Annotated in this window: 12 protein-coding genes; 1 reads left to right on the top strand and 11 read right to left on the bottom strand. The window is 49.0% G+C overall.

The window, feature by feature from the left end; all coding sequences use genetic code 11:
* Nucleotides 1-60: 60 nt before the first annotated feature.
* From ftsW to mraZ, 9 genes are read right to left on the bottom strand one after another with little or no spacing between them, the layout of a single operon-like run.
* Entirely contained in the window at nucleotides 61-1,248 is a 1,188-nt protein-coding gene (gene ftsW, locus LG219_RS11150; RefSeq protein ID WP_226764569.1) for a putative lipid II flippase FtsW, read from the bottom strand.
* Nucleotides 1,248-2,642 (bottom strand): UDP-N-acetylmuramoyl-L-alanine--D-glutamate ligase, encoded by a 1,395-nt coding sequence (gene murD / locus LG219_RS11145; RefSeq protein ID WP_226764568.1) that lies wholly within the window; start codon nucleotides 2,640-2,642, stop codon nucleotides 1,248-1,250. The genes ftsW and murD overlap by 1 nt, the downstream gene beginning before the upstream one ends.
* Before the next feature lie 6 nt (nucleotides 2,643-2,648).
* Nucleotides 2,649-3,722: a phospho-N-acetylmuramoyl-pentapeptide-transferase gene (gene mraY, locus LG219_RS11140; RefSeq protein WP_444542520.1), complete on the bottom strand. Its 1,074-nt coding sequence runs from the start codon at nucleotides 3,720-3,722 to the stop codon at nucleotides 2,649-2,651.
* A 2-nt stretch (nucleotides 3,723-3,724) separates the two neighbouring features.
* Nucleotides 3,725-5,086: a UDP-N-acetylmuramoyl-tripeptide--D-alanyl-D-alanine ligase gene (locus LG219_RS11135; protein WP_226764566.1), complete on the bottom strand. Its 1,362-nt coding sequence runs from the start codon at nucleotides 5,084-5,086 to the stop codon at nucleotides 3,725-3,727.
* Nucleotides 5,086-6,576 carry a UDP-N-acetylmuramoyl-L-alanyl-D-glutamate--2,6-diaminopimelate ligase gene (locus LG219_RS11130; RefSeq protein WP_226764565.1) on the bottom strand — a complete coding sequence of 497 codons (1,491 nt, stop codon included), beginning with the start codon at nucleotides 6,574-6,576 and terminating at the stop codon, nucleotides 5,086-5,088. The genes LG219_RS11135 and LG219_RS11130 overlap by 1 nt, the downstream gene beginning before the upstream one ends.
* A complete protein-coding gene (locus LG219_RS11125; RefSeq protein ID WP_226764564.1) occupies nucleotides 6,573-8,423 on the bottom strand; it encodes a peptidoglycan D,D-transpeptidase FtsI family protein in 1,851 nt (616 codons plus the stop codon). The genes LG219_RS11130 and LG219_RS11125 overlap by 4 nt, the downstream gene beginning before the upstream one ends.
* Nucleotides 8,423-8,722, bottom strand: a complete 300-nt coding sequence (gene ftsL / locus LG219_RS11120; RefSeq protein ID WP_173532988.1) for a cell division protein FtsL — start codon at nucleotides 8,720-8,722, stop codon at nucleotides 8,423-8,425. The genes LG219_RS11125 and ftsL overlap by 1 nt, the downstream gene beginning before the upstream one ends.
* Nucleotides 8,719-9,660, bottom strand: a complete 942-nt coding sequence (gene rsmH / locus LG219_RS11115; RefSeq protein ID WP_226764680.1) for a 16S rRNA (cytosine(1402)-N(4))-methyltransferase RsmH — start codon at nucleotides 9,658-9,660, stop codon at nucleotides 8,719-8,721. The genes ftsL and rsmH overlap by 4 nt, the downstream gene beginning before the upstream one ends.
* Before the next feature lie 5 nt (nucleotides 9,661-9,665).
* Nucleotides 9,666-10,097 (bottom strand): division/cell wall cluster transcriptional repressor MraZ, encoded by a 432-nt coding sequence (gene mraZ, locus LG219_RS11110; protein WP_226764679.1) that lies wholly within the window; start codon nucleotides 10,095-10,097, stop codon nucleotides 9,666-9,668.
* Between the two features lie 336 nt (nucleotides 10,098-10,433).
* Between mraZ and LG219_RS15625 the strand changes: the two genes are divergently transcribed.
* Nucleotides 10,434-10,604, top strand: a complete 171-nt coding sequence (locus LG219_RS15625; RefSeq protein WP_444542518.1) for a protein MIGRI — start codon at nucleotides 10,434-10,436, stop codon at nucleotides 10,602-10,604.
* 63 nt (nucleotides 10,605-10,667) lie between these two features.
* Here LG219_RS15625 and rpoH read toward each other — a convergent pair whose 3' ends face one another.
* Nucleotides 10,668-11,513 carry an RNA polymerase sigma factor RpoH gene (rpoH, locus tag LG219_RS11105; RefSeq protein WP_250647303.1) on the bottom strand — a complete coding sequence of 282 codons (846 nt, stop codon included), beginning with the start codon at nucleotides 11,511-11,513 and terminating at the stop codon, nucleotides 10,668-10,670.
* Between the two features lie 188 nt (nucleotides 11,514-11,701).
* Complete coding sequence (gene ftsX / locus LG219_RS11100) at nucleotides 11,702-12,604, bottom strand: permease-like cell division protein FtsX (protein ID WP_226764562.1); 903 nt, start codon at nucleotides 12,602-12,604, stop codon at nucleotides 11,702-11,704.
* Nucleotides 12,605-12,623 lie beyond the last annotated feature (19 nt).

Here is a 12,623-nt window from a genome sequence, read left to right as displayed (position 1 = left end):
GCCATCCGCTGACAATCAAAGCCAGCATGGCAACAATAAAAAGCACCGAGAAAACAATCGTCATACCTTATAGCCTCGAATCATTTGACGATTTTCAAAATCAATCCGTAATAAAAAACCCAGCGCCAATAAATTAGCCACAATCCCCGAACCACCAAATGACAATAAAGGCAGCGTTAACCCTTTAGTCGGCATCACGCCCATATTGACGCCGATATTAATCACCGTTTGCACGCCAATCCAAATACCAACGCCTTGCGCTGCTAATGATTGCCAATGCCGCTCTAATTTATTCGCCTGTACGCCAATCGAAAAAGCACGGAAAACTAAAAATGCAAATAAGCTAATCACCACGGTAACGCCAATAAAGCCAAATTCCTCCGCAATAATCGCCATTAAAAAGTCGGTATGCGCTTCGGGTAAATACGAGAGTTTTTCGACACTCAACCCCAAACCAACGCCAGTAAATTCACCACGACCAAAAGCAATTAAAGAATGACTTAATTGGTAACCTTTACCATACGGATCTTGCCAAGGATCTAAAAACCCTAAAACTCGTGCACGGCGATAAGGACTCGAAATAATCAAAGCAAAAAAAGCGCCGCCTAAAAACATAATCAGGCCAGCAAAGATTCGCCAACTAAATCCCGCCAAAAACAAAATCCCCATCGCAATGGCGGTGACGACAATCAAGGCCCCCATATCGGGCTCGGCCAATAATAAGCCACCCACAATGGCCATTACAACGCCGAGCGGTAATAAGACCTTGGTTAAGCTGTCCACAAAAGAAGATGTCATACTGCTGTTTTTACGCACGCTATAATCAGCGGCATACAGCACAGCAAAATATTTAACCAATTCGGAGGGCTGCAAATTAATCACAAATAAACTTAACCAGCGCCGACTGCCATTCACCTCACGACCAATACCCGGAATCAGCACCAAAATTAATAACACAATACCCAATATAAATAAAGCCGGGGCATAACGATGCCATATTTCAGTCGGAATATTAAATGCAATAAATCCAGCAAGTATACCTACAACCAAAAATGCAGAATGCCGCATCAAAAAATAACTGGAATTAAATCCGGTATCTTTATCCACCTCAGCCATTGCAATCGATGAGGAATACACCATTACCAAGCCAATCGTCAGCAATAAAGTAACGCACCAAAATAAGCCTCGATCATAAGCGCTCATTTTGGGTTTCATGCGCTGCATGGCTTGATAAAGAATTTGCCGCATTACTGCTCCAACTCTTTCACTGCGGCAATAAATACTTCGGCGCGATGATGGTAATTGCGAAACATATCTAAACTAGCGCACGCCGGTGACAACAAGACCACATCGCCAGGCTCGGCAAAATTACTCGCTACCGAGACCGCCATTTCTAGCGTCGGTAACATCATCACCGGCAAATAATTATCATCGTCATCTGGCAAATAAGCCGATTGCGCTTCATTTAATACCTCGGCCAAAGCCGGGGCATCTTTGCCAATGAGTAAAACAGCACGACAAATTCGCTCGCAGGCTTCAAGTAATGGTGAGAAATCTTGCCCCTTGCCCTCACCCCCCGCAATCAACACCACCGGCCGCGTCATGCCTTTTAAAGCCGCTTCAGTCGCACCAACATTGGTGCCTTTTGAATCGTCGTAATACGCGACACCATTGATGTCGGCGACAAACTCAACCCGATGCGGTAAGCCTTTGAAGTTTTTCAAAGCCTCAAGCAATGGCGCTAACGGCAAATCGGCGGCACGGCATAAGGCAATCGAGGCCAGTGCATTCACGGCATTATGCAAACCCGCTACCGGTAATTCGGAGGCATTGAGTAATTCAGTTGCGCCATAGCGAAGGCTAAAATCATTGTCGATTTCAAGTAAACCATACTCGCCATCAGCAGGGGCATCTGCGCCAAACCAAATCACATCTTGGTCTGAATCAGCCATACCCTTACACCAACCATCTTCACGATTGAGAATTTGCACCCCTTGGCCGTTAAAAATACGCGCCTTGGTTGCCGCATATTCTTTCATTCCGGCGTAACGATCTAAATGATCTTCGGAGACATTCAGTACCGTCGCAGCCGTCGGCACCAAAGAATAAGTCGTTTCCAATTGAAAACTAGATAGCTCCAACACCCAAAAATCGGGCCACTCGCCACGCGCCTGCCATTGCGCCAATGCCGTCAACACCGGAACGCCAATATTGCCGGCCATCACGGTGGTTTTACCGGCGGCTTCACACATTTGCGCCACCATCGTGGTCACTGTGGATTTACCGTTCGATCCGGTAATCGCAATCACTTTGCCAGGCTGACCTTGCAGCGCCAAAGCCAACAATTCAATATCCCCAATCACTGGGATACCGCGCGCAATCGCCGCCACCACTTCTGGCGTTGCCAAGGGCACACCTGGGCTGGTAATTAAGACATCGGCATCAGCAAAGGTATCGACGTTAAATGAGCCCAAACGCAATGCAACTTGTGGCAATTGCGCTTGAACTTGCGCCAAATTCGGCGGCGTTGGGCGGCTATCGGCCACAGTCACTTGTGCACCTTGCCCGACCAACCAGCGGGTGGTCGCCAAACCGGTGTCACCTAAACCGACCACGATACAATGCTTTGCTTTGAGTTCCATCTTTGCTTACCGTAATTTCAAGGTGGCCAAGCCAACCAAGACCAAGAGCATGGTAATAATCCAGAAACGGACCACCACTTGAGTTTCTTTCCAGCCTTTTAATTCGTAATGATGATGCAATGGTGCCATCCGAAACACGCGTTTTCCGCGGGTTTTAAAACTAGCAACTTGAATCATCACCGACAGCGCTTCAACCACAAACACGCCACCCATAATCAACAACACAATTTCTTGCCGCACAATGACCGCGACCATGCCCAAGCCCGCGCCGAGCGCCAAAGCGCCAACATCGCCCATAAAGACTTCAGCGGGATAGGCGTTAAACCATAAAAATCCAAGGCCAGCACCGGCCATTGCCGCACAGAACACCACCAATTCACCCGCGCCGGGTACATGCGGTACACCCAAATAAATCGCAAATTTTGCATTCCCTGCCACGTAGGCAAAAATACAAAACGCCCCCGCAATCAACACCGTCGGCATAATCGCTAAGCCATCTAAACCATCGGTTAAGTTGACCGCATTACTGGTGCCGACAATGACAAAGTAAGTCAAAATACAAAAGCCAATTGCGCCAAATGGGTACAAGATTTCTTTATAAAATGGCACGACAAAACCGGTAGTTGCTGCGTCATTGCCAAAATTCACCAAAAATAAACCTGCGCTAATCGCAATTGCCGACTGCCAAAACATCTTGGCTTTGGCGGATAAGCCTTTTGGGTTTTTCAGTGCGACTTTTTTATAATCATCCACAAAACCAATAACGCCGGTAGCCAAAGTCACCACCAGTACCAGCCAAATATATTTATTGCCTAAGTCGCCCCACAATAGCGTCGTCAAACCAATCGACAGCAAAATCAAAGTGCCGCCCATGGTTGGCGTACCGGCTTTGATTAAATGCGTTTGCGGGCCGTCATTCCGAACCGCTTGCCCGACTTTCATTTCGGTCAATTTACGAATCACCCATGGACCTAAAGTCCATGAAATAGTCAGGGCGGTAATCGTCGCCAATACAGCGCGTAAAGTGAGGTAATTAAAGACATTAAAGGCACGAACTGATTCGCCGAGCCATTGCATCAACATCAGCAACATGGCTGTGCTCCTTCTAATTCGTTAACAACATCTTCCATGCGCATAAAGCGCGATCCTTTCACCAACACCATCGACTCTGGCGTCAATTCGGCACGCAAACTCGCGAGCAATTGCGCTTTACTGGCAAAATGCTGACCGTGTTCACCAAAAGCGCCCACGGCATGCGTCATCTGTTCGCCGACGGCGAATAAAGCGGCGATGCCTTTTTGCTGGGCATAAGCACCAATCAAAGCATGCTGCTCTGCGGCATCTGCCCCGACTTCACCCATATCCCCCAAGACCAAAACGGTATGCTCTGCCCCCATCGCCGCCAAAACATCAATCGCCGCGCGCATCGAATCAGGATTGGCGTTATAGCTATCGTCCAAAATTTGTGCGCCATTGGCGGCTTGTTTGGCTTGCAAACGCCCTTTTACCCCTTGCCATGCCGAAAGACCGGCAGCAATATCAGCCAAAGGGACTTGCAGCGCCAGCGCCGTTGCTGCCGCGGCCAGCGCATTACGCACATTGTGCAAACCCGGCACCGCGAGCCGCACACTGGCCGTTCCAACTGGCGTGGCCAATTGAAATTGACTACCGAGGGCGTTCAATTCAATCTGCTCGGCGCTGATTTCAGCGTCTTGCAATCCAAATGACACACACTGATGCTCACCCGCCAATTGCCGCCACAAACCAGCAAACTCGTCGTCGTTATTAATAATGGCGACACCATCGGCGACTAAACCGGCAAAAATTTCGCCTTTGGCTTGAGCCACACCGGCCACCGAGCCCAAGGCTTCTAAATGGGCTGCGCCGGCGTTATTAACCACCGCCACATTTGGACTGGCAATGCGCGTTAGGTAATCAATCTCACCAAAGTGATTCATGCCCATTTCAGCAACGACAAAACGATGCTGGGCATTGAGCCCTAGCACCGTGAGTGGCAAGCCAATATGGTTGTTTAAATTGCCTTGGGTCGCGTGCACTTTGCTGGCGTCTCCGACGTGCACTGCCAAAATACTGGCCAGCATTTCTTTCAGGCTGGTTTTGCCATTACTGCCAGTAATGGCCGCTAGCTGAATATCGGCGTGCTTTGCGCGCCAATACCTTGCCAATTGTCCCAACGCTTGTAAAGTGTCCGCCACCACAATCCGGTTACCGTCACCGTCTTTTTCAACGAGAGCTGCAACCGCGCCTTGCGCCAAAGCTTGTTCAACAAAATCGTGCGCATCAAAGTGCTCGCCTTTTAAAGCGACAAACAAATCACCAACGCGAATGTCACGACTATCGGTCGTGACCCGGCTAAAGACCACTTCGGGCGCGCCCGCAAGAAGGCCATTGAGCGCTTGCGCGGTTTCCTGCAAATTCAACATCATGACTTCCTTATTACTTTTTTGGCGAGCGCTTGGCTAGCCACTTCAACATCATCAAAATGATGACGCACACCTTCGATTTCTTGATAGGTTTCATGCCCTTTGCCAGCAATTAAAATCACATCGTTGGCGCTGGCCATTTCAATGGTGTCAGTAATCGCAAAGCCACGATCTGATTCAATCGCATAGTTGGCTTCGCCATTGCCTGGCACCCCTTCTACGCCAGCAATAATTTGCTGAATAATCGCCTGCGGTTTTTCACTGCGCGGATTATCACTGGTAATCACCACCGAGTCGGCCAAACGGCAAGCAATCTCCCCCATCAAAGGGCGCTTACCATTGTCTCTATCGCCACCGCAACCAAACACGCAATATAAACGCGCGCCTTGCGGCATCACGTCGCGCAAAGTCAGTAAGGCTTTTTCTAAAGCATCTGGCGTATGCGCGTAATCGATAACAACTAAAGGCTTGCCCGAACCACCCAAGCACTGCATTCGGCCCGGTGCCGAACGAATTTGGCCCAGCACCCGGCAAGCGTCATCCAGTGCCACGCCATCGGCGAGCAAAACCCCCAAGCAGGCGAGTAAATTACTGACATTAAAACGCCCTAATAAGGGCGAATTAATCGCGCCCGATCCCACCGGCGTATCAACCACCAAAGAGAGGCCATCGAGCGAAGATTCAAAGTGCTTAACGCGTAAATTGCCATGCTCAAAACCATAGCCATACACTTTAGGGGCGCTGGTAAATTCAAGGAGTTCACGGCCAAAAGCATCGTCAGCATTAATCACCGCGTTTTGTAATCCATCCCACTGAAACAATTTGGCCTTGGCGGTGGCATACGCAGCCATGGTGCCGTGATAATCCAAATGGTCACGAGTCAGATTGGTAAAAACGGCCGTTTTAAATGGCACGCCATGCGCACGACCTTGCTCTAAACCATGCGAGGAAACTTCCATCGCCACGTGCGTTGCGCCACTGGCTTTGAACTTGGCTAACCAGCCTTGCAAGGCCAAAGGATCCAAAGTGGTGTGGGTTGATTCGACTAATTCCCCAACAAAACCATTGCCTAATGTGCCTAAAACGCCGGCTTTATTGCCCAATAAATCAAACGCTTGCGCCAACCAATTGGCGATCGAGGTTTTGCCATTAGTTCCGGTAATACCTACTATAGGCATTAGTCCAGAATCATTACCCATCAAGGCGCAGGCAACAATACCCGCCTGATCACGGAGTGCTGGCACCGCCAAATTGGGGACATCCCATGCCGGATTCCACACAAAATCGTCAGCTTCCCAAATCACCGCTGCGGCACCATTGGCCAGCGCATCGGCAATAAATTGCCGACCATCGACATATTCACCACGAAACGCCATAAACACATCACCGGCTTGCACTTTGCGGCTATCGGCCACCAAAGGACGACCCGATTGCAGCTCAATCAGCGCCGTTAAATCAAAAGCAGGCAATTCCCAACTCGCAGGCTTCATGTTTCTTCCTTTACTTCGGCTTCGGTATTGGGCAAGAAAATATTGCTCGTTGGCGCATCCGGTGGCACACCTAACATCCGCAAACTTCCAGCCACCACATTACTAAAAATCGGTGCTGCAACTAAACCACCGTAACGCATCGCAAAAGAGGGCTCATCGATCATCACCGCAACAATTAAGCGTGGATTTGAAATCGGCGCTAAGCCGACAAAAGAACCCACACGTGCCGTATCCGAATACTTACCACCGACCAGTTTTTTGGCGGTGCCCGTTTTACCACCAACGCGGTACCCCACCACTTGCGCCCGAGTGGCCGTCCCACCGGGTAAGGTCACCATTTCGAGCATCTTGCGAACTTGCTCTGCAGTTTGCGCTGAGATCACTGGCTTGCCAGGTGCTGGCGCAACCAATTTGGTAAAGGTCACCGGGTGAATTTCGCCATTGCCTGCAAACAACTGATACGAGCGCGCCATTTGCATTAAGCTCACTGACATCCCGTAGCCAAACGCCATTGTGGCCTCTTCAATCGGCCGCCAATTTTTCCAAGGTCGAATCCGGCCAGCAGCTTCACCAGGAAAGCCGGTGTGCGGCGCTTCGCCAAAACCAACGTCTTTATAAAAATTCCATTTTGACTCACGGTCCATCATCAAGGCCATCTTCGCCACGCCGACGTTAGATGATTTTTGCATAATGGTTTCCACCGTTGCCGCCCCCACCGAATGATCATCTTTCACTCGATTTGGACCGATAGCCATCGTGCCATTGCCCGTTTGAATCACCGTATGCGGTGTGACTTTGCCCGCATTGAGTGCCATCGCCACCGTCACCGCTTTCATCGTCGAACCGGGCTCATACAAGTCGGTTAGCGCGCGATTGCGTTTATGCGCTGGGTCAATTCGAGCGCGACTATTGGGGTTGTAAGACGGCGCGTTGGCCAAGGCCAACACTTCTCCGGTTTGCGCGTCCAGCACCACAATCGCGCCGCCCACTGCACCGGAGCTATCGACCATGTTTTTCAGCTCGCGGTAGGCTAAATATTGAATCCGGCGATCAATCGACAGCTGCAATGTTTGTCCTTCTTGCGGTGGCACGATCGTTGAAACGTCTTCAACAATGTAGCCACGACGATCTCGAATCACTGTGCGAGAGCCTGGCTTACCCGCCAGCATTTTTTCCCGCGTTAATTCAAAACCTTCCTGCCCTTTGCCATCAATGTCGGTAAAACCGACAATATGGGCCATCACTTCACCGGCCGGGTAATAACGGCGATATTCAGTTTGCGAATAGACTCCGGGGATTTTCATCGCCATCAGTTTTTTTGCATCGGCAGGTGAGATATGTCGTTTCACCCACAGAAAATCTGATTTTATTTCTTTGCCTTGCGAGTTTTTTCGTGATGCGGTCAATTTTGTTAGCAACTCACCCGCTTTTAACTGCAAATGCGTTTCTAATTTTTTAACTTCATCCAGCGACAACGGCATCAGCTCATCATCGTTCGCCGGCTTCCAATCTTCGGCACGCTGCTGCCCTGCTGGCAAAATCAACATGCTGCGAGGGCTCATCCAAATCGACTGAACCGGTGTGGAAATCGCCAACGGCTCACCATTACGATCGGTAATCATGCCGCGATTGGCTTCTAGTTTTAACACCCGGCGATAGCGTGCATCGCCTTGGTCTTGCAAAAAACCTTCATTCCACATTTGCAAATACAAACCGCGACCCAATAAGCCGGCAAACAACAGCATCAAACCACCCAATACCGTCCAGACTCGCCAGCGTTCTAATTTGGGGACTACTGCATACTTGGGTCGACGACGGCTTGCCGCCGTTTTTCCTGCTGTCATCATTACAGATCTTTAACCTCAGGTTGCTTCACGAGTTCACCGTGCTCCAAAATAACCTGAGTGCGATTCGAGGGTGCCACTTGCATTTCCAAATTGTGTCCAGCTTCTTGCTCGATCCGCGAATGCATCGCCCAAGTGCTTTGCTCGAGTTGCAATTGCCCCCACTCAACGTCAAGCTTACGAGTGAGTACATCTTCTTTTTGCAACTCAATAAATAGTTTTCGCGACTTATGTCGGCTGGTGATGACCGCCAAGGCGCAAATCACCAAAACCGCCAACAAAAACATATTCAAACGCGTCACAAAGGCCCCGCTGTGCGTGCTGCCACCCGCAAAATTGCACTGCGTGCACGCGGATTGGCTTTAATTTCGATCTCTGAGGCGCGAATCGGCTTACCGATAACCTGCAATGGTGCAGCGGCAATTTCACTGGCACGAATCGGTAAACGCGAAGGCAAATGATCGCCCTTGGCGGCGTCTTGAATAAACCGTTTGACGATGCGATCTTCCAGAGAGTGAAATGCAATCACCGATAAGCGCCCACCAGTTTTCAGCAAGCGCAAAGCTTGAGGCAGTGCTAGCGACAGCTCCTCAAGCTCACGATTGATATAAATCCGTATAGCTTGGAAGGTGCGCGTCGCCGGGTTCTGGCCCGGCTCACGGGTGCGGACAGCCGTTGCCACGACCTCGGAAAGTTCTCCTGTTGTAGCAAAAGGTTTGCTTGCCCTACGCGTAACAATCGCTGCTGCAACCTGCCGAGCAAACCGTTCTTCGCCATAATCTTTTACCACCTCTGCAATGTCTTTTTCTTCGGCTAAATTGAGCCATTCAGCCGCCGTTTGCCCTCGGGTCGTATCCATACGCATATCCAAGGGCGCATCAAATCTAAAGCTAAATCCGCGTGCGCCATCATCCAATTGCGGTGATGACACGCCTAAATCCATCAATAAACCATCAATTTTCTCGATCCCAAGTTGCCCAAGTGATTCGGCTAACGTGACAAAGCCCTCGTGCACAATCGTGAAACGAGGGTCTGTAATCGTTGCGGCTTCGGCAATCGCATATAAATCTTTATCAAATGCGATTAAGCGACCATTGGGTCCTAATTTGGACAAAATCAATCGAGAATGGCCACCACGGCCAAACGTACAATCCACATAAATGCCATCGGGCTGGATCGCTAGCGCATCCACGGCCTCGTTGAGCAATACCGTGCAATGCACGAAGTTTGTTCCAACCACTTCACTCAAAGCACGATTCCTTCCATATTGTTTTCTAAATCATGCGGATCCATCGCCATTACAGAATCCGTCACGGCATTCCATTTAGCTTCATCCCACAATTCGAATTTATTACCCATACCCACCAATGCAACCGCCTTATTCAGTTGCGCGCGTTGCCTTAAAGTCGCAGGGATTAAAATACGGCCCGCTGTATCCATTTCGATTTCTTCAGCGTGACCCACGATTAAACGGCGCACCGACATTTTTGAGCCAGACAAGGTATTGAGCTGATCTCGAACAGGAATCCATTGCGCTTCAGGGTAAATCAGCACGCATCCCGCCGGATCAATGGTAATCACCAGTCGCCCTGCCGCAGACAATAAAGCACGGTACTTAGCCGGCATCGCTAAGCGCCCTTTACTGTCCAATGAAAGAGATGACACACCACCCAACATGTATGCAGACGCCCCTATTTGTTCGCTAATGCGATTCAAAAGCCTGTCAATCTACCTGCAGTGCAATTTTAGCGAAAAAGTGATTATAAAAATACACTTTTACCCACTTTACCCCACCGAAACCCACTATAGAGCAAAAAAAAAACTGGCACAAGTTGCGCCAGTTTTTTTATCTTTTGATACAATGACTTAGTTAAAAATATTTTTTATTCATAAAAGTCTTAAAAATAAACACGAAAGAGTCGAAATCTAAGGTAATACATTAAGTACTGTAAGAAATAAGACAATACTCAACCGCAACATCCCGACCACCGGACACCCCGTGCACTTTCATTCATGAGCAGCAAGCTACTTTATCTGTGCATATTTTTGCTCACCGCCCATTTTGCTTGGCGTCGCCTTCATCCGGCACACCGCAAAGAATTGCACCGAATCAGTAAAATCAGCGCAGCGACACTCATCGCTGCCAGTATGATTGCCATCACTTGGCATTTTTTTCGTGCCTAACAATCAAAAATTGTCCAAAAAAAAGAGCGCCGATTATGGCGCTCATTTTTGATTTTTCTTTATTTAAACTGTAGCTGGCAACAAAGTTTGCTTCATTTTTTGCAATGCTTTAGCCTCGATTTGCCGAATTCGTTCGGCTGAAACTTTAAATTCGGCAGCCAAATCATGCAACGTCAAAGACTCGCCCTCATCGGTCAACCAACGCGCCTCAATAATACGGCGACTACGCTCATCAAGACCATCTAAGGCCTCTGAAATACCGCTTGACTGCAAACGATCGGTCGCAACCCTTGCCATGGCCGCAGTCGGCTCATTATGGCTATCAGCTAACCAATCTATAGGGGCATAGCCGTCATCATCGCTGTCATCTGCAATCAGCGCAATGTCTTGGCCGGTCATGCGCGTTTCCATCTCAAGCACTTCTTCGGGCTTAACACCTAAATCATCCGCGATTTCTTGCGCTTGCTTATGGGTTAATGCCGCAAAACTGGTTTTCATCGAGCGCAGATTAAAAAACAATTTACGCTGTGCTTTAGTCGTTGCAATCCGCACTAAGCGCCAATTGCGCAAAATATACTCATGGATCTCAGCTTTAATCCAATGCACTGCAAATGAATACAAGCGCACACCGCGTGTGGCTTCAAAGCGTTTAACCGCTTTCATTAAACCAATATTACCTTCTTGAATCAAATCAGCTTGTGGTAAACCATAGCCACTATAACCTCGCGCGATCGAAACGACGACGCGCAAGTGGGACATCACAAGCTGACGCGCGGCCTCCACGTCACCACTTTCTTGGTGTCGTGTCGCCAAATCGTGCTCTTCTTGAGGTGACAGCATAGGTACCGCATTAACGCGCTGAATATAACGTTCAATACTATCGCCAATCGATAATGTTGAAAGTGTCATCGCATTGCCCATCGCTTGAATCTCCTGTCGTAAAACAAAGCTGACTGTAGCATAAAATATTAGCACTCAAATGTTCAGAGTGCTAAATCGCCTCAAATCAGAATTCTATTCAATCACATGCAGATCGCATTGTGCACGGTAATTATTACTATTCAAGTCATAGTCTTAAGCAATCTGCTTAGCGGCATTTAACGAAATTGATATAAATATCTGGATACTGCCAAGCTCGCCCCAATAAGGCACAACACAGCACTCGCCAAACAGACCACCACGATCGTTAAAAGGTCTGGCGCCAATAAACTCACCGATTGCCCATAAGCACTTGCCAGCTCGATGACCGTTGGGTTTACGTACGCGACCAAGCCCCACACAATCAGCACTGCCACACCGCCACCGAGCAATCCTTGCACCATAGCCGCATGCATAAAGGGACGGCGAATAAATGAATCGGTCGCACCAATCAGTTTGGCGACTTCAATTTCATCACGGCGCGTTAAGATTTGCATCCGAATGGCATTGCCCGTAATCAGCACCAAGGCCAAGGCCAATAAGCTCGCCAACACTTCAAAAATGGCACGGCCTAAATCGGTAATCCGTGCCAAACGCTCAGCCCAATCGGAATCTAACTGCACTTCTTCGACAATCACAATCGACGAAAGTTCTTTTTTTAAGGCATCCAATCCTGCTGGATCATTCTCTTTTGCCTGCAAAACAAATGCATCCGGCAGTGGGTTTTCTGCCAAACCCGCCGTTAAATCCGTTGCCCCTAAATTTGCTTGCAAAGCCGCCAATGCATCGGCTTTGGGGATAAATTCAACTTTAAGCCAGCGTGCATCGGCTTTTAATGTCGCCTGCAAACCTTTCACGTCTTCAGCTGTCGCGCTGTGCCGCAAAAAAACGGAAAGCTCAGGCTCGACTGAAACTTGATCGCTAATTTGCGAAATACTCATAATCAAAGTCCACAGCGCCAGCGGCAATGCCGTCGTAATCCCAATCACCAATAAATTCAATAGGCTACCTAAGGGGTGGCGAAACAAACTGCCAATCGTGCGTGTTAGTGCCAACAAATGCAGGCGAAACCAATTTTTCATTATTTTCCCTTCGCTCAAC

The sequence above is a fragment of the Deefgea salmonis genome (assembly GCF_020531905.1).
In the GTDB taxonomy this organism is placed as follows: domain Bacteria; phylum Pseudomonadota; class Gammaproteobacteria; order Burkholderiales; family Chitinibacteraceae; genus Deefgea; species Deefgea salmonis.
This window is presented reverse-complemented; position numbering and strand designations above follow the sequence as displayed.

Excerpts from the sequence above, each read along its gene's own strand:
- ftsW (WP_226764569.1), bottom strand. The coding sequence starts at position 1,248 with ATGCGGCAAATTCTTTATCAAGCCATGCAGCGCATGAAACCCAAAATG.
- murD (WP_226764568.1), bottom strand. The coding sequence starts at position 2,642 with ATGGAACTCAAAGCAAAGCATTGTATCGTGGTCGGTTTAGGTGACACC.
- LG219_RS11135 (WP_226764566.1), bottom strand. The coding sequence starts at position 5,086 with ATGTTGAATTTGCAGGAAACCGCGCAAGCGCTCAATGGCCTTCTTGCG.
- LG219_RS11130 (WP_226764565.1), bottom strand. The coding sequence starts at position 6,576 with ATGAAGCCTGCGAGTTGGGAATTGCCTGCTTTTGATTTAACGGCGCTG.
- LG219_RS11125 (WP_226764564.1), bottom strand. The coding sequence starts at position 8,423 with ATGATGACAGCAGGAAAAACGGCGGCAAGCCGTCGTCGACCCAAGTAT.
- mraZ (WP_226764679.1), bottom strand. The coding sequence starts at position 10,097 with ATGTTGGGTGGTGTGTCATCTCTTTCATTGGACAGTAAAGGGCGCTTA.
- LG219_RS15625 (WP_444542518.1), top strand. The coding sequence starts at position 10,434 with ATGAGCAGCAAGCTACTTTATCTGTGCATATTTTTGCTCACCGCCCAT.
- rpoH (WP_250647303.1), bottom strand. The coding sequence starts at position 11,513 with ATGACACTTTCAACATTATCGATTGGCGATAGTATTGAACGTTATATT.
- ftsX (WP_226764562.1), bottom strand. The coding sequence starts at position 12,604 with ATGAAAAATTGGTTTCGCCTGCATTTGTTGGCACTAACACGCACGATT.